The sequence below is a fragment of the Mycobacterium sp. PO1 genome (assembly GCF_017312405.1).
Classification (GTDB): domain Bacteria; phylum Actinomycetota; class Actinomycetes; order Mycobacteriales; family Mycobacteriaceae; genus Mycobacterium.
This window is the reverse complement of sequence record NZ_BLTG01000011.1, coordinates 79,009-95,377: the sequence shown is the minus strand read 5'-3', so window position 1 is coordinate 95,377 and position 16,369 is coordinate 79,009. Positions and strand designations below refer to the sequence as shown.

General features: G+C 69.2%; 17 protein-coding genes. 12 read left to right on the top strand and 5 right to left on the bottom strand.

Features of this window, described 5'->3' with window-relative positions:
- From J3476_RS04905 to J3476_RS04870, 8 genes are all read left to right on the top strand, one after another.
- Positions 1 to 1,044 (top strand): hypothetical protein (locus tag J3476_RS04905; protein WP_286182611.1); only part of this gene is annotated, 1,044 nt, incomplete at its 5' end.
- A 1-nt stretch (position 1,045) separates the two neighbouring features.
- Positions 1,046 to 1,696, top strand: a complete 651-nt coding sequence (locus J3476_RS04900) for a DUF4129 domain-containing protein (protein ID WP_207065402.1) — start codon at positions 1,046 to 1,048, stop codon at positions 1,694 to 1,696.
- Positions 1,693 to 2,841, top strand: coding sequence for a DUF4350 domain-containing protein (locus J3476_RS04895; protein WP_207065401.1), 1,149 nt, complete (start codon positions 1,693 to 1,695; stop codon positions 2,839 to 2,841). The genes J3476_RS04900 and J3476_RS04895 overlap by 4 nt, the downstream gene beginning before the upstream one ends.
- Before the next feature lie 38 nt (positions 2,842 to 2,879).
- Positions 2,880 to 3,800 carry a MoxR family ATPase gene (locus J3476_RS04890; protein ID WP_286182615.1) on the top strand — a complete coding sequence of 307 codons (921 nt, stop codon included), beginning with the start codon at positions 2,880 to 2,882 and terminating at the stop codon, positions 3,798 to 3,800.
- Between the two features lie 4 nt (positions 3,801 to 3,804).
- Complete coding sequence (locus tag J3476_RS04885) at positions 3,805 to 5,127, top strand: DUF58 domain-containing protein (RefSeq protein WP_207065399.1); 1,323 nt, start codon at positions 3,805 to 3,807, stop codon at positions 5,125 to 5,127.
- A gap of 177 nt (positions 5,128 to 5,304) precedes the next feature.
- Complete coding sequence (locus J3476_RS04880; protein WP_207065412.1) at positions 5,305 to 5,937, top strand: methyltransferase domain-containing protein; 633 nt, start codon at positions 5,305 to 5,307, stop codon at positions 5,935 to 5,937.
- A 74-nt stretch (positions 5,938 to 6,011) separates the two neighbouring features.
- The gene (locus J3476_RS04875) at positions 6,012 to 7,259 is read left to right on the top strand and encodes a molybdopterin-dependent oxidoreductase (protein ID WP_207065411.1); all 1,248 of its coding nucleotides are present in this window, start codon (positions 6,012 to 6,014) and stop codon (positions 7,257 to 7,259) included.
- Positions 7,256 to 7,768: a hypothetical protein gene (locus J3476_RS04870; protein ID WP_207065398.1), complete on the top strand. Its 513-nt coding sequence runs from the start codon at positions 7,256 to 7,258 to the stop codon at positions 7,766 to 7,768. Before J3476_RS04875 ends, J3476_RS04870 begins: the two co-directional genes overlap by 4 nt.
- Here J3476_RS04870 and J3476_RS04865 read toward each other — a convergent pair.
- A complete protein-coding gene (locus J3476_RS04865; RefSeq protein WP_207065410.1) occupies positions 7,758 to 8,750 on the bottom strand; it encodes a stage II sporulation protein M in 993 nt (330 codons plus the stop codon). The two genes, J3476_RS04870 and J3476_RS04865, sit on opposite strands and share 11 nt — an antisense overlap.
- A 28-nt stretch (positions 8,751 to 8,778) precedes the next feature.
- Here J3476_RS04865 and J3476_RS04860 point away from each other — a divergent pair, with 28 nt between their 5' ends.
- Positions 8,779 to 9,651 (top strand): RDD family protein, encoded by an 873-nt coding sequence (locus J3476_RS04860; protein ID WP_207065397.1) that lies wholly within the window; start codon positions 8,779 to 8,781, stop codon positions 9,649 to 9,651.
- Between the two features lie 4 nt (positions 9,652 to 9,655).
- Here the strand turns inward: J3476_RS04860 and J3476_RS04855 are convergent, their stop codons facing one another.
- Positions 9,656 to 11,002, bottom strand: a complete 1,347-nt coding sequence (locus J3476_RS04855; RefSeq protein ID WP_207065396.1) for a carotenoid oxygenase family protein — start codon at positions 11,000 to 11,002, stop codon at positions 9,656 to 9,658.
- Between the two features lie 106 nt (positions 11,003 to 11,108).
- Here J3476_RS04855 and J3476_RS04850 point away from each other — a divergent pair, with 106 nt between their 5' ends.
- From J3476_RS04850 to J3476_RS04840, 3 genes are all read left to right on the top strand, one after another.
- Positions 11,109 to 11,642: a PadR family transcriptional regulator gene (locus J3476_RS04850; RefSeq protein ID WP_207065395.1), complete on the top strand. Its 534-nt coding sequence runs from the start codon at positions 11,109 to 11,111 to the stop codon at positions 11,640 to 11,642.
- Between the two features lie 265 nt (positions 11,643 to 11,907).
- Positions 11,908 to 12,621, top strand: coding sequence for a PadR family transcriptional regulator (locus tag J3476_RS04845; RefSeq protein WP_207065394.1), 714 nt, complete (start codon positions 11,908 to 11,910; stop codon positions 12,619 to 12,621).
- A 73-nt stretch (positions 12,622 to 12,694) separates the two neighbouring features.
- Positions 12,695 to 13,570: an oxidoreductase gene (locus tag J3476_RS04840; protein ID WP_207065393.1), complete on the top strand. Its 876-nt coding sequence runs from the start codon at positions 12,695 to 12,697 to the stop codon at positions 13,568 to 13,570.
- Positions 13,571 to 13,600: 30 nt separating this feature from the next.
- Here J3476_RS04840 and J3476_RS04835 read toward each other — a convergent pair whose 3' ends face one another.
- The 3 genes from J3476_RS04835 to J3476_RS04825 all read right to left on the bottom strand — a co-directional run bounded on the left by J3476_RS04835 (position 13,601) and on the right by J3476_RS04825 (position 16,319).
- Complete coding sequence (locus J3476_RS04835) at positions 13,601 to 13,762, bottom strand: hypothetical protein (protein WP_207065392.1); 162 nt, start codon at positions 13,760 to 13,762, stop codon at positions 13,601 to 13,603.
- Positions 13,763 to 13,881: 119 nt separating this feature from the next.
- Positions 13,882 to 15,609: an asparagine synthetase B family protein gene (locus tag J3476_RS04830; protein ID WP_207065391.1), complete on the bottom strand. Its 1,728-nt coding sequence runs from the start codon at positions 15,607 to 15,609 to the stop codon at positions 13,882 to 13,884.
- Positions 15,606 to 16,319 carry a lasso peptide biosynthesis B2 protein gene (locus J3476_RS04825; RefSeq protein ID WP_207065390.1) on the bottom strand — a complete coding sequence of 238 codons (714 nt, stop codon included), beginning with the start codon at positions 16,317 to 16,319 and terminating at the stop codon, positions 15,606 to 15,608. The genes J3476_RS04830 and J3476_RS04825 overlap by 4 nt, the downstream gene beginning before the upstream one ends.
- Between the last annotated feature and the right edge of the window lie 50 nt (positions 16,320 to 16,369).

Below are 16,369 nucleotides of genomic sequence, written 5' to 3'. Positions count from 1 at the left end.
GGTTACGGACCGCCCCCCGGGTACGGCCCACCGCCGGGGTACGGCCTCCCACCGGGATACGGACCACCGGTACTCAAACCGGGCGTCGTTCCGCTGCGACCGCTGACCCTGTCGGACATGTTCAACGGTGCGGTCGCCTACATCCGCGCGAATCCCAAGGCCACGCTGGGTCTGACGACGATCGTGGTGGTGGTGGCGCAGGTGATCGCGCTGCTGTTGTCGCTGTGGCCGTTCGCGTTCAGCGGCGACCTGGCACAGTCCCTGGACGGGGACGATCCCTCCACCGGGGCGATGGTCACCTGGGTCGCCTCCAGCCTGGGCTCGTCGCTGACGACCGCGCTGTCGACGATCCTTCTCAGCGGTCTGCTCACCGTCGTCATCGGCCGCGCGATCTTCGGTGCCGGTATCACCATCGGCGAGGCATGGCGCCGGCTACGGCCGCGACTGTGGGCGCTGATCGCGTTCACCGTGCTGCAGGCGCTGGGCGCGCTGCTGCTGATCGGGGTCGTGGTCGGGATCATCGTCGGCGTGGCGGTCGCCGGGAACGGGTGGGCCGCGTTCTTCGTCGGTGCGCCGCTGACGCTCGCCCTGGTCATCGCGTTGGTCTACCTCGCCGTGATGCTGGCGTTCACCCCGTCGGCGATCGTGCTGGAACGCCGCGACATCATCTCGTCGATCAAGCGCTCGTTCAGCCTGATCAAGGGCGATTTCTGGCGGGTCCTCGGCATCCGGCTGCTCGCGGTGCTGGTGGCGCAGCTGGTGGCCGCGGCGGTCGCGATCCCGTTCACCATCGGCGGGCAGCTCATGCTGGGCGCCTCGGCGGCGTTGGCAACCGAGATCCTCGCTCTGGTGATGCTGTCGGTGGGAGCCGTGGTCGGTCAGATCGTGACCGGACCGTTCAGCGCCGGGGTGATCGTGCTGCAGTACACGGACCGCAGGATCAGGGCCGAGGCGTTCGACCTGGTGTTGCAGACCGGCGCCGCGGCCGGCCCGGGGGTGGCGCCGGAGTCCACCGACGACCTGTGGCTGACCGGTCCGCGCTGACGTGGCCACTGTCGACATCGACCGTGACGCGGCGCACGACGCGGCGCAGAGTGAACTCGCCAAGGCGATCTACCCGAAGCCCTCCTTCGGCGATCAGATCATGAGCTGGATCGAAGACCTGCTCTACCGGGTGGCGACGCGCGGGGCCGAGCTGCCCGGCGGGTGGTTCACCGTGGCGGTGTTGGTGCTGCTGGTGGCGGTCGCGGTCGTCGTCGCGGTGCGTATCGCCCGCCGTGCGATGAAGACCAGCCGATCGGCAGCGATCACCCTGTTCGACGACCATGAGCTCAGCGCCGCCGAGCACCGCGCGACCGCCGAGACGTTCGCCGCCTCACAGCAGTGGGCGCCCGCCATCCGGCACCGGGTCCGCGCCGTCGCGCGCCAACTCGAGGAAGACGGGGTCCTCGACCGGGTCCCCGGCCGCACCGCCACTGAGCTCGCCCGGGTGGCCGGGCGTGCAATACCCGTGCTTGCCGACGAATTGAGTTCGGCTGCAACGGCGTTCAATGACGTGACCTACGGTGAGCGACCAGGCACCGAGGCGAGCTACAGGCAGGTCGCGGCGCTGGACGGCAGGCTCGGCGACCGGGCGACCTCCGGGCCGGGAGCGCCTCAGCAGCCCGTCGCGCCGACGTGGGCCGAGGTGCGATGACGCCGTCGTCGACGGCGGTCGGCCCGACCATGACCGCACGGTGGCGTGGCGTGCGCTGGGTACTGCTGGCCGTGGTGGTCATCGCCGCGGTCGCTGTCGCCAGCGCTTACCTGTCCGGGGCGCGCTCCGGCGGTCCGATGGATCCTGAATCGACCGCCGAGGACGGTGCGCATGCCCTGGTCGCGCTGCTGCGCGACCAGGGCGTTGCCGTCGTCGAAGCAGCCGACCTCGCCACCGTGGAGGGTGCGGCGCGGCCGGACACCTTGCTGGTCGTGGCGCAGACCCCTCACCTGCACGGCGACGAACTGCTGGGCCGGCTGGCCGCCCTGCCGGGTGATCGGCTGCTGGTGCAGCCCTCGGGCGCCACCCGGGAAGCGCTGGCCCCCGAACTCGACGCGGGCGAGCCCACCGATTTCGGTGGTCTGCGGCCGGACTGCGACCTGCGGGAGGCCAACCGGGCCGGTGCGGTGCGGTTCGACGGCGCCGACACCTTCGACGCCGCGGGCGCGGTGCCGGTGACCCGGTGCTACGACGGCGCGCTGGCCCGTTACACGGTCGGGGAGCGCACCGTCACCGCAGTGGGCAGCGCCCACGTCATGGCCAACGGCGGGTTGCTGCAGGAAGGCAACGCCGCGTTGGCCATGAACCTCGCCGGCACCCGGCCGCGGGTGATCTGGTATGCGCCGCAGTTCGCCCAGTTCGACGACTTCGGCGGGGACGCAACACTTTCCGACCTGGTACCCAAGCAGGTTCCTTGGCTGGTCTGGCAGCTGGTGCTGGTGGTGGCACTGCTGGCGCTGTGGAAGATCCGTCGCGTCGGCCCGCTGGTGGCCGAGCAGCTGCCGGTGGTGGTACGTGCCTCGGAAACCGTGGAGGGTCGCGGTCGCATGTACCGGGCGCACCGGGCCCGCGATCGTTCCGCCGAGGCGCTGCGCACAGCGACGCTGCACCGGATGCTGCCGCGGCTGGGACTCGGACCGGCGGCGCCGCCCGATTCCGTCACCCATGCGGTGCACCAGCGGTGCGGGCTGGATCCGCACCACGTGGCCCGTACTCTCTACGGACCGCCACCGGTCACCGACGACGAGTTGGTGAGCCTGGCCGGCGCGCTCGACGACATCGAAAGGCAGGTCGCACGATCGTGACTCAACCCGCCCCGCACGAGGACGCCCGCACCGCACTGATGGCGCTACGCGCCGAGATCGCCAAGGTGGTCGTGGGTCAGGACGCCGTCGTCAGCGGCCTGGTGATCGCGCTGCTGTGCCGCGGGCACGTGCTGCTCGAGGGTGTGCCCGGGGTGGCGAAGACGCTGCTGGTGCGCACGCTGGCCGCGGCTCTGCAGCTGGAGTTCAAGCGGGTTCAGTTCACCCCGGATCTGATGCCGGGCGACGTCACCGGATCTCTGGTCTATGACACCCGCACCGCCGAGTTCGAGTTCCGCGCGGGACCGGTCTTCACCAACCTCATGCTGGCCGACGAGATCAACCGCACCCCGCCCAAGACGCAGGCCGCACTGCTGGAGGCGATGGAGGAACGTCAGGTCAGCGTCGACGGACAGCCGCGGACGTTGCCCGATCCGTTCATCGTCGCCGCAACCCAGAACCCGATCGAGTACGAGGGCACCTACCAACTTCCCGAGGCGCAGCTGGACCGGTTCCTGCTCAAGCTCAACGTGGGTCTGCCGCCCCGCGAGCAGGAGATCGCGATCCTGCAACGGCACGCGCGCGGCTTCGACCCGCGCGACCTGTCCTCGGTGCGTCCGGTGGCCGGGCCGGCCGAGCTGGCCGCGGGCCGCGAAGCGGTCAGGCAGGTGCTGGTCGGCGACGAAGTGCTCGGCTACATCGTCGACATCGTCGCCGCCACACGCCATTCGCCGTCGCTGCAGCTCGGCGTCTCGCCACGCGGCGCCACCGCCCTGCTGTCCACGTCGCGGTCCTGGGCGTGGTTGTCCGGGCGCAACTACGTCACTCCCGACGACGTCAAGGCCATGGCCAGATCCACGCTGCGCCACCGGGTGGCGCTGCGCCCCGAAGCGGAACTGGAGGGCGCGAGCGCCGACGGGGTCATCGACGGCATCCTGGCCGCCGTGCCGGTGCCACGTTAGATCCGTGGTTCTCACCGGACGGGTCGGGCTGATAGCACTGCTGTGCGCGGTGCCGATCACGCTGTCTTCACGCCCAGCCCTGGTGTTCGGCGTGACGCTGGCCGCGCTGACCGTTGCCGTCGTGGCCGACGCCCTCCTGGCGGGAAGCCCCCGCAAGCTCGAACTGGTCAGGGACGGAGCACAATCGGCGCGATTGGGTCAGCCGGTCGAAACGACCCTGAGCCTGACCAATCTGGGGCGGCGGCGGTTTCGCGGAGTCGTGCGCGACGCCTGGGCACCCAGCGCGCGAGCGCAGCCACGCACCCATCCGGTGAACATCGCTGCCGGCCAACAGGTTCGGGTTCACACCCGGCTGCAGCCGGTGCGCCGGGGCGATCAGGTGTCAGCACTGGTCACCGCCCGCTCGACAGGGCCGCTCGGACTGGCCGGACGTCAGGGATCGCACCGGGTGCCGTGGCGCATCCGGATCCTGCCTCCCTTCCTGTCTCGCAAGCACCTGCCGTCGCGGCTGGCCCGGTTGCGCGAACTGGAGGGCATGACGCCGGTGCTGATCCGCGGACAGGGCACCGAATTCGATTCGCTGCGCGAGTATGTGGTCGGGGACGACATCCGCTCGATCGACTGGCGGGCGACGGCGCGACGCGCGGACGTGGTGGTGCGGACGTGGCGGCCCGAGCGGGACCGCCGGGTGGTGATCGTGCTGGACACCGGAAGGACGTCGGCCGGTCGGGTCGGCGTGGACCCCACCGGGGCCGATCTGAGCGGCTGGCCGCGACTGGACTGGTCGATGGATGCCGCGTTGCTGCTTGCCGCGCTGGCAGCCCGCGCCGGTGACCACGTCGACTTCCTCGCCCACGATCGCGTCACCCGCGCCGGCGTTCTCAACGCCTCGCGCACCGAGTTGCTGGCCCAACTGGTCGACGCGATGGCGCCGTTGGAGCCCGCTCTGGTCGAATCGGACGCGCGGTCGATGGTCGCCGCCGTGCAGCGCCGCGAGCGGCGCAGCGCGCTGGTGGTGCTGCTGACCGACCTGAACGCGTCGGCGATCGACGAGGGCCTGATCGGGGTGATTCCGCAGCTCACCGCCAAGCACCGGGTGATGCTGGCCGCGGTGGCGGACCCGCGGGTCGACAGCCTGGCCGCGGGACGCTCCGACGCGGTGGCCGTCTACGACGCCGCGGCGGCGGAGCGGGCCCGCAACGACCGCCGCGAGGTGGCGGCGCGGCTGCGCGGCCTCGGTGTCGACGTCGTCGACGCTCCGCCGGACGAACTCGCCCCCGCCCTGGCCGATCACTACCTCGCGATGAAGGCCGCGGGCCGCCTGTAGGCCGTCGGTTAACGAAGTCTGACGGTTCCCCGCCCCGGCTTGAGAACGAAAACGGCGGGTATTGAGATTTCCACGTGGACGCGTCGCACTGTTGCAGAATCACTGAGGTGGCCTGCCGGTCGACGGCGACCCACCCAGCGCGCACCGGCGGGCTGCGGAACCGAGTGCGGGGTGACGATGCTGGGACAGCTCTACGAGCGGGCGCTGGGCGGCGAGGGATGCTGGATCCGCGACGCGCGTGGTGGAGTGTCTGACCTGCCGGTCGCCCAGTGGTTGGGCGGCCACGGCGCAGACGAGCCGTTCGACACTGCGGTGATCGCCATGTGTGACGGGCCCACGATCGAGTTGGGCTGCGGGCCCGCCCGGCTGGTGGCCGGTCTGGTCCGGCGCGGCATTCCCGCGCTGGGGGTGGACCAGTCGGCCACGGCGGTAGGGCTGGCGCGTCGGCGCGGCACCCCGGTTCTGCACGGCGACGTCTTCGGACCGCTGCCGGGGGTGGGACAGTGGGCGACCGTGCTGCTGGCCGACGGGACGGTGGGGTTGGGCGGTGACCCCCAGCGCCTCCTGGGCGTCGCAGCGCAGTTGCTGCGCCGGGGTGGGCGCTGCCTCGTGGAGCTCGACCCGACGTTCACCGGCGTGGTGACCAGCCGGATCAGGCTCGAATCGTCCGATGCGATCGGCGAGTGGTTCCCCTGGGCGCGTGTCGGCGCCGACAGCGCCGCCCTGCTGGCCGAACAGGCCGGCCTCACCCTGGCCGGCCTGCACCGGCTGGGTACGCGGGTGGTCGCCAGCCTCGCGGCGGTGCCGTGACTGACGACGACCGGGAGGGTTACGGGTTTCCGGAGGCGGCGTGGCGCACGCTGGACCGTCATCCGCCGCCGGGAATGAAGCGGGTCCAGCGCTGGCGCAGTCCGCTGCGCGGACCGTGGCTGACATCGGTGTTCGGGGCGGTGCTGTTGGTGACCCTGCCGGTGGTGACGATCACCGGGCTGCTGTCCTACATCGCCTACGGACCGCAACTGGGGCAGGCCATCCCCGGCGATGTCGGGTGGCTGAAGCTGCCGACCTTCGACTGGCCCACCGACCCATCCTGGCTGTACCGCCTCAACCAGGGTCTGCACGTCGGGTTGGGACTGATCCTGATCCCGGTGGTGCTGGCCAAGCTGTGGTCGGTGATTCCGCGGCTGTTCGTCTGGCCCCCGTCACGCTCGATCGCCCAGGTGCTGGAGCGGGTGTCGCTGCTGATGCTCGTGGGCGGCATCCTGTTCGAGATCGTCACCGGGGTGCTCAACATCCAGTACGACTACATCTTCGGGTTCAGCTTCTACACCGCGCACTACTACGGCGCCTGGGTGTTCATCGCCGGCTTCGTGGTTCATGTCGCCATCAAGGCACCCCGAATGTGGTCGAGCCTGCGGTCACGGTCGATGCGCGAGGTGCTACGCACCAGCCGCGAGGACACGGTCGCGGAGCCCCACGAACCGGACGGGCTGGTCAGCTCCGACCCGGCGCCCGCCACCCTGAGCCGGCGAGGCGCGTTGGCGCTCGTCGGCGGCGGCGCGACGTTCGTCGCCGTGCTCACCCTCGGTCAGACCATCGGCGGCTGGACCCGCCACGCGGCATTGCTGCTGCCGCGCGGCCGCAGCCTCGGTGACGGTCCCAACGACTTCCAGGTCAACCGGACCGCGGTCGCGGCCGGGATCAACCCCCAGAACACCGGCGACAGCTGGCGTCTCACCCTCACCGGCGGTGCGGAGCCGGTTGTGCTGGATCGCGCCACGCTCAGCGCCATGACCCAGCACACCGCGGTACTGCCGATCGCCTGCGTCGAGGGATGGTCGACCACGCAGACGTGGACGGGCGTGCGGCTGCGCGACCTCGCTCAGCTGGCTGGGGTGGCCGAACCCGAATGGGCGCAGGTGACGTCCATCGAACGCTTCGGCGCGTTCAACAGCGCCAGGCTGCAGGCCAACCAGGTGCGTCACGCCGATTCGCTGCTGGCGTTGCAGGTCAACGGTGTCGACCTGTCGCTGGATCACGGCTTCCCGGCGCGCATCATCGTCCCTGCGCTGCCCGGCGTGCACAACACCAAGTGGGTGCGCGGCATCGAGTTCCGGACGGACCCCCGGTGAGCACGCTGACCGCCGGGTTCCGGACGGTCTACGGTTCGCATCCGTGGCACCTGCTGGTGCTCATCGCCGGGTTCGCCCTGTTCGGCGCGGTGATCGCCACGCTCGGGGTGAGCGCGCTGTGGAATCCGACGACGTGGTGGCAGTCGATCGCGGTGTGGTTCGCTGCGGCCATCATCGTGCACGATCTGGTGTTGTTCCCGGTCTACGCGCTGGCCGACCGGGTGCTGCTGCGGGTCACCCGACCGCGCGGCGGTCACCGGTCCGCCGTGCCGGTGGTGAACTACGTCCGGGTACCCGCGCTGGCGGCGGGGTTGACGCTGCTGATGTTCCTGCCGGGCATCATCGAGCAGGGTTCGCGCACCTACCTGGCCGCCACCGGGCAGACCCAGGAACCGTTCCTCGGGCGGTGGCTGTTGTTGACGGCCGCGCTGTTCGGCGTGAGCGCCGTGATCTATGCCGTGCGACTCGTCCGGGCCCGCCGCAGCGGTACTGCCGGGGTCACGCCGTAGGCAACACGTCGGGCGCGTCGGCGACGTCGCCGGTCTCCCCGGCGCGCGCCGCTCGCGCGCCGAAGTAGACCACGTAGCCCAGAAACGCCGCCTCGACGGCGACACCGATCGCGATGCGCGCGAAGGTCGGCAGCGGGGACGGCGTGACGAACGCCTCGACGAGGCCGGCGACCACGAGCACCGCCACCAGGCCGACGGCGACGGCGATCACCGCTCGGCCCTGCTCGGCCAGCACCTGCCCGCGGGGCCGGTCGCCGGGCGAGATGGCCGACCAGCCCAGCCGCATCCCCGCACCCGCGGCCAGGAACACGGCCGTCAGCTCGATCAGCCCGTGCGGGGTGATCAGACCAAGGAACACATCGCCCTTGCCCGCGCCGAACATCAGGCCGGCGCTGAGGCCCAGATTCAGCGCGTTGTTGTACAGCACCCACGGAATCGGGATGCCCAGCAGAGTCGCCGAGGCGATGCACTGCACGGCGATCCACGCATTGTTCACCCAGACGCTGAGCGCGAACGACCCGGCCGGGTTCTCGCTGTAGTAGGCGGCGAAGTCGTTGTTGACCAGCTGGTCGATCTCCTCGGGCGTGGCGATGGCGGCCTGCACCTCGGGGTTGTTCGCGATCCACGCGGCGATCACGATCGCCACCACGAAGAAGCCGACCGCCGAACCCAGCCACCACCGCCAGGACCGGTAGGCGACCACCGGGAAGGACACCGTCCAGAATCGGATGAACTCCTGCCGCAGCGGCGCATGCGCCCCGGTCACCACCGAGCGGGCGCGCGCCACCAGACCCGACAGCCGACCCACGAGCACCGCATCCGACGACGACGACCGCACAATGGACAGATGGGTCGACACCCGCTGATAGAGCTCGACCAACTCGTCGACCTCGGCTCCGCTGAGCCGTCGGCGCTTCTTCACGAGGTGCTCGAGGCGGTCCCACGAGGCCCGGTTGGCCATCACGAACGCGTCGACATCCACGCCGGCCATGCTAGTAGCGTGAGCGGTTATGGTCGGTTCGCAGCAGCCCGTGGTCACCGGGGACGCGGTGGTGCTCGACGTCCAGATCGCTCAGCTGCCGGTGCGGGCACTGTCGATCCTCATCGACATCGTCGTCATCTTCGTGCTCTACGTCGTCGGCGTGATGCTCTGGGCGACCACGTTGGCCCAGTTCGATTCGGCGTTCTCGGCCGCGGTGCTGATCATCTTCACCGTGCTCGCACTGGTCGGCTATCCCGTGATCTTCGAAACCGCCACCCGCGGTAGGACCTTGGGCAAGATGGCGCTGGGACTTCGGGTGGTCTCCGACGACGGTGGCCCGGAACGGTTCCGCCAGGCGCTGTTCCGCGCGTTGGCCGGGGTGATCGAGATCTGGATGCTGACCGGTGGCCCGGCCGTCATCTGCAGCCTGATCTCTCCGAAGGGCAAACGCATCGGTGACATCTTCGCCGGAACTCTGGTGATCACCGAACGGGCCCCGCGCCTTTCGCCGCCACCGACCATGCCACCACAGCTGGCGTGGTGGGCGGCCACGCTGGAGCTGTCCGGGCTGGACGCCGAGCAGGCCGAGCTGGCCCGGCAGTTCCTTTCCCGGGCATCGCAATTGCATCCCCAGGTGCGTGATCAGATGGCCTACCGGATCGGCTCGGATGTCCTGTCGCGAATCTCTCCCCCGCCGCCGGCAGGCACGCCGCCTGCGATGGCGTTGGCCGCCGTCCTCGCCGAGCGGCACCGGCGCGAGATGATTCGTCTGCAGCCGTCCCCACCACCGGGTTGGCCGGGCCCCGCCTCTCCGCCGTCGCATCCCGGGTCGCCGCCGCCCCCAGCCCCACCCGGGCCACCCGCCGCGCCCCGCACGGACGGGTTCGCGCCACCGTCCTGAGCGCTCAGTCGGCGATCCAGTTCCCGTGAAAACCGTAGGGAACCCGTTGCGGCAATGCGATTCTGGCGACCGGCGGGCCGGTGAAGTCGGAGGCGTCGATGATGACGAGGTCGCTGCCGTTGCGGGCAGGATCGTAGACGTAGGCGACATACCAGCCGCTGCTCTCGTCGGCGGGCCCCACCGTGGACGGCACGAACACCGCCTCCCCCGGCCCACCGGGAGCGTCGGCGGCGCCGAATCGGTGTTCGACCGTGCTGCCGGTGCGCAGGTCGTGCCGGATCAGCCGGGCGTCGCCGACGGTGACCGCGTAGCGGGCCGGCAGCGTGGCGAGTCGATCGTCGATGCGCGGGAATTCCACGACCCGGTCGTCGTGCTGGCGTTCGGACACGGTGCCCCGCTGCATGTCGATCGTCCACGTCCACATGACTGCCTGGGCGTCGAAGCCGGCGTCGTCTCGCCACAGTTCCGGGTACCGGACCGCCTGCAACACAATGGTGTTGCCGTCGTCGTGGGCGTTGGCCACGTGGAAGACGTAACACGGATCGATGTCGAACCAGCGCACCTCCCCGAACGGGTCGTCGCGCCGCAGCACACCGAGCCGGGCCCCGTAGCCGTCGTCCCAGCGGTAGGGCATGTCCCCGGTCCCGTTGCGGGCGAAGTCGACATCGAACACGATCGGCAGGTCGAGGAACACCACGAAGTTCGCCGTCAACGCGAAATCGTGCATCATCGTCAGCGCGGGCACGTCGATCGGGCGATCGATGATCAGGTTTCCGTCGGCGTCGGCGCGGTGGTAGGTCACATGCGGCGCGAAGAGGCTGCCGTATCCGAAGAAATGCAGTTCACCGGTGACGGGGCAGATCTTCGGGTGTGCGGTCATCGCGTCGACGAGCTTGCCGTCGAAGTCGTACGCGCCGACGGTTTCGAGTTCGTCGGTGATCTGATAGGGCAGCGACGATTCCACCAGCGCCAACGTTTTTCCGGCATGGTTGACCACGTGGGTGTTGGCCACGCTGACACGGAGGTTGCGGGTGCCGTCGGCGTTGTAGAAGGGTCGGGGATCATCGAAGCTGTCGGTGCGCACCCAGCGGTTGCGATACCACTTGGCCTGTCCCCCTTCGAGTCGGACGCCGTGGATCATGCCGTCTCCGGTGAACCAGTGCCCTGTCGCCGAGCGGGGGTTGGGTCCGTTGCGCAGGTACCACCCGCTCAGTTCGGCCGGTATGGCTCCGGTGACCGGAAGATCGTGTTCGGTCAGCTCGTCGGCGACAGGCGCGTAGTTGCCGCGCTGGAAGAAGTCCCCGGTCCCGAACAGTGTCGGATCGTCGTGGTCGGTGGCGGTTTCGGTCATGGTCTGCAACCTCCTGTGAGATGTCTACCACATTCACATACCAATTCTGACATGTCAATAGTGGAATGTCTTTCCCAGCCATCCGCCCCGCCGTACGATGCTGGCCGTGAGCCTGCGCTATGCGACCCTCGGCCTGTTGGCCCAGCAGCCCGGCAGTGGATACGACCTGCTGAAACGGTTCGAGGTGTCGATGGCCAACGTGTGGCCTGCGACCCAGAGCCAGCTCTACGGTGAACTGAACAAGCTCGCCGCCGACGGGCTGATCGAGGTCACCAACGTCGGCCCGCGCGGGCGCAAGGAGTACGGCATCACCGAATCCGGGCGGGTCGACCTGCTGGCGTGGATCACCCGGCCGCACGACGACACGCCACTGCGCCGGCCCGAGGTGCTTCGGGTGTTCCTCCTCGGCGAAATCCCAGCCGGCCAGGCGCGCGACTACGCCACCCGAATGGCCGACTCCGCAGACCATGCACTGGCCCGCTACGAGCACATCCGCGACTCCGTCGAGTGGGGCGACTCGGACACTGCCTTCTTCGCCCGCGCCGCGCTCGAGTTCGGGTTGCGCACGGCGGCCATGCAGGCCGACTGGGCGCGCTGGCTGGCCCGGGCCATCGACCACCGCACCGAACCGGAGCGGTAACCCACCCGACCGCGTACGGACATGCGGTCGGACGCGATTCACGATCGAAATCGACTGCCACAGCTGCGGATCGACGCTGCCACGACCCTGTTCTGCCTCAGCGACGGCTCCGTCGCGCCCCCGTCGAGTTCGGCCACGACAACGCCCGGCGGCAAACCCCGCACACCCGTCGCTCCACCAGCCGTTGCATCGCGATAGTTTTCGATATATCGTTGAACCATCGGAAACGCATGGTGCGTTTCCCCGAATTCGTGAGGACACACAGATGAACCACCCATTCAGCGCACCCGCCGGCGGCTTCGGCTTCGGCCCCATCGATCGCCGGGCGCTGCACCACCAACACCGTCAGGCTCGCCGCGAGTTGCGCGGCCACTTGGGCGAGCACGCCGGTTCCGAGTCCATGGGACCCGGCTTCGGCCCGGGCTTCGGGCGCGGTCGAGGTGCCGGTTTCGATCCGCGCGGCGGCTTCGACTTCGGCTTCGATCCTCGAGGCGGGTTCGGCTTCGGCCCCGGCCCCCGCGGGGGTCGCCGCGGCGGACGGCGCGGCAAGCGCGGCGACGTTCGCGCCGCGATTCTGTCGTTGCTGACCGAGCGCCCGATGCACGGCTACGAAATGATCCAGGAGATCGCCGAACGCAGCCAGAACGTCTGGAAGCCCAGCCCCGGATCCGTGTACCCGACGCTGCAGCTACTCGAAGACGAGGGCCTCATCGCCGCCGGTGACAGCGAGGGCAGCAGGAAGCTGTTCGAGCTGACCGAGGACGGCCGGGCCGCCGCGGCCAAGGTCGAGACGCCGCCGTGGCACGGGCTCGCCGACGACATCGAGCCCGCGGAAGCCGACCTGCGCAACGCGGCGGCCCAGCTCCTCGGGGCGGTCCGGCAGGCGGCGTTCGCGGCGTCCGAGGACCAGCAGGAGCGCATCGTGGCGATCGTCAACAAGGCCCGCCGCGAGGTGTACGGCGTCCTCGGAGAGGACTAGCGCCTCGGCGGATCCGGCGCGGTAGAGCCCCGCCAGGGGACTAAATCGCGCCGGATCCGCGTCGGTATCCGATATGGACACCTTCCCTCTCGGCACCCACACGGTCGGCCGCGTCGGCTTCGGCGCCATGCAATTGCCCGGACCCGGCGTCTTCGGTCCGCCGCGCGACCACGACGAGGCCGTCGCCGTCCTGCGACGGGCAATCGAACTGGGAATCGACCACATCGACACCGCGCAGTTCTACGGGCCGAATGTGGCCAACGAACTGATCCGTGAGGCCCTGCACCCGTACCCGGCCGGTTTGACGCTGGTCAGCAAGGTGGGTGCCGCCCGCGACGATCAGGGCGGCTGGGTAGCTGCGCAGCAACCCGATGAACTGCGCCACAGCATCGAGGAGAATCTGTCGGCCCTCGGCGTCGACCGGCTCGCCGCGGTGAATCTGCGGGTCTTCTCCGGCGGCGACCCGAACGCCCCCGGTGACGTCGATCCCGATCCGTTTACCCGCCAGCTCGAGGCGATGGCCGCCGCGCGTGACGAAGGGCTCATCGACGGCATCGGACTGAGCAGCGTCAGCGCCGACCATCTGCGGATCGCCCTGGATCAGACCGAGATCGTCTGCGTCCAGAACGCCTACAACCTCGTCGACCGCACCTCGCAGCCGCTGCTGGACCTGTGCACCGAACACGCCATCGCGTTCGTGCCGTTCTTCCCGCTGGGATCCGGGTTCACCGCCGACAACCCGGTCCTCGGCCACCCTGCCGTCGTCCGCGAAGCCGGCCGGCTCGGCCGGACTCCGGCGCAGATCGCGCTGGCCTGGACGCTCTCGGTGGCCCCCAACGTGCTGCTCATCCCCGGCACGTCCTCGGTGGCTCATCTGGAGGAGAACACCGCGGTCGCCGACATCGCCCTCGATGCCGACGTCAAGGCCGAGCTGGATGCCGCCGCGTAGCCGCCGACGTCCAAACCCGCGAGAGGGTGCTCAGCGTTCGGGAAGCGGAGCCACGTTGGAGACGGTATCGGAGTAGAAGTCTTTGGGCCCCATGCCCCCTCGAGGGTCAGCGATCCTGTTCTGCTTTCCCGCCGTCAGGTCACGCACATCCCCGGTGGCGACCACTCGGGGTCGACGATACGTTTGCTCCATGTTCGATTCTCCCCAGTTATCGGACGTTGAGTCGTCGAGATTCCACTGGTCATGTTAACGACTGTCGGAGCGTGTCGTGCGCTGTTCGGCAATGTGGCGCACGCCGTCCCGGCGTTCCGCTACCTGCCTCGGCCGGTCCGCAGCAGCCGCGGCGCGCCCATGGTGTGGAGTTGAGACAGCCAGTGTTCGACCTGCACGGCCGCTTTGAAGTGATGGACCGAGTGGAGCCAGCCCACCGTTGACCGGTCTATCGATTCCCGCCACCGAGCCAGATCGACGTAGCCACGTTGGACGATCTGCGGTGACTCCCAGAGCAACTCGATCCAGTCCGGCGCTTGGTCCAGGCCGCGGAAGATGGCCAGATCCGAGGTTGCCTTGGATCTCCGGCGCAGCGTGACATCGCTCATTCTTCCGTCGAATGCGTAGCGCTGCACTGCCCGATCGATGCGGGGATCGACTCCGGCCTGCCACGGGGTGGACAGGGCGACGTCGACCATCTCGGCGGACAGGAACGGATGTCGGGTGTCCACGCCATGAGCACTGAACGGGTAGCTGCTGCGCACGGTCTCGGCAGCCTGCAGGATTCCTTCGACCGTCGCCTGCTGATCAATCCTTCCCATTCGCGGGAAATGTCGCACATCAGGGCGGGCCGCCCATCTCGCAGAACCTGCGTACTCATCGGTCAGCCACGGAGCACTCACCGTCAGCGGTGCCCGCTTGTGCATGGCCAGTTCCTCACGGCGGCGCCACCTCGTCCACCCGTTCAGGCCTGCGCGAAGTAGCCAGTAGGTCGCAGGGCGCGGCGCGGGAGCATCCGAGCTCCATCGACGCGCTTCTTGCCAGCCGGTGCGCCAGTGACCGCCACGTATGAGGTCGGCGATATGCCATGGGGCTACGCCCGCCGCGAAAACCTCATCGCCTCCCTCCCCGGTGAGTACCGCCGTGGCACCGGCCTGCTGGGCGACCACGCTTTCGCGTCGGTCTTGCGCCCACGTGATGGTGGCGTAACTCGGCGCACTCACGAAGTGGTCAAAGCCGGGACCCGCCGAGAACGGCAGACATCGACTCACGTCGATGGGATGCCAGTGCGCCGGGTTGCGTCGCAGCGACTCGCCCATCCATTCCCTCTCGTCACAGGACGCGTGGGCGGAGTAGACAGTGCTGATGGCGTGGACGGTGTGGCCGTCGGGCAGGCATGCCAGAACCGTGCTCGAATCCAGGCCGCCGGAGAGATGAACGGCCACAGGTCCCTCGGGTGTGGCGGACCGGACCGCTGCGTCGACCGCCTGAACGAGGCGGTCCTGGTGCACGCGCAGATCACCTGCGACGGGGGTGATTGTGGGCTGCCACTCGTTGGACACCGTCAACCCGCGTGGTGACCACTTTCCGGCTTGGCCGATACCCAACCGTCGCACGCGCAGGTATGGGGTGCGCGTGCCCAGGTGCCTGCCTTCAGTGAGTAGATCCGCAACGTAGGTTTCGTCGATTGCAGACGCTCGCGTTTCCCGGGCAATGGCTTCCAGGTCGGTGCTGAGCACCACAGATCCGTCGTCGTCACCGAAGTAGAGCGGCCGCAAACCCATCCTGTCGCCGCCGAAGACGAGCACTGGGCCGTCGGCGATGACCGCGGCGAACTCTCCGCGCAGATGTTGCCCGAATTCGGTTCCCTTGCCGTGATACGCGGCCGCAACCTTGTCCGCGGCACGTCGTGCACCGTCGGTGTCGGAGAGATAACCGTGGAACCAGACGTCGACCCCGCGGACGGTCACCGGCTCCGGCCAGGCCCGGGGCGGTTCTTCGCCCCGACGCTCGACGAAGAAACCGCGCAGATGAGGGCGGTCCGTCATGGCTGTCGATGAATGACGGTGTAGATGTCGCCGATGTCGGAGCGCTCGTACACCGGGGCATCATCGACTTCGACCCACGCGTGCGCTTCGAAGGGGAAAAGCCGCACGCCGATGACGTGGTCGGCGGGCCACCCGGCACACCGCAGAAATCTGGTGAGTGCCAGTGAGCGCGGCAGGCAGTCCAATGGCGCTCGGCGGCTCGGATACAGGTTCTCGGCGGTCCCGAATCGTGCGAGCACCGCCGCCAGCGACATCCGCGGCTCAGAGATGTGTGCCGCGGGAACAGCCATCACTCGATATGCCTCGGCGAAACTACGCTTCAGAAGCTGGTCGGCACGCAGCCGAAACCACCATGCGCACCCGACGAACGCCGGGAGGCGAGGCACAGGTCGCGCTGGCCCTCCTGGGCGCGGCGGTGGAGATCTGGTGAGCCGACCGTCCCTGATCTGAGCCTCGCTGAACACCAGCGTGTCGTGCTCGACCACCGGCAGTTCCGCGCCGAGCATTTCGGCGAATTCGGTGGCAGAGCTACGGCTGGGCGGCTCCGAGATCAGGCGGTGCCACACGCGGGTTGCCACGCGATCGAACACTGCGTACTCGCCCGCCGACAGATCGAGCGCCACGAGATGCTCTTCGACTACCGCTGTCGCCAGTGCGGGCGCGACGAACAGGCGCGTATCCAACGCTGTCGCCCCCGTTGGAGCTGCCATGGGTTGACCCTAGTCAGCTCGCACTCCATTTGTGCATCCTCGACGGTGAC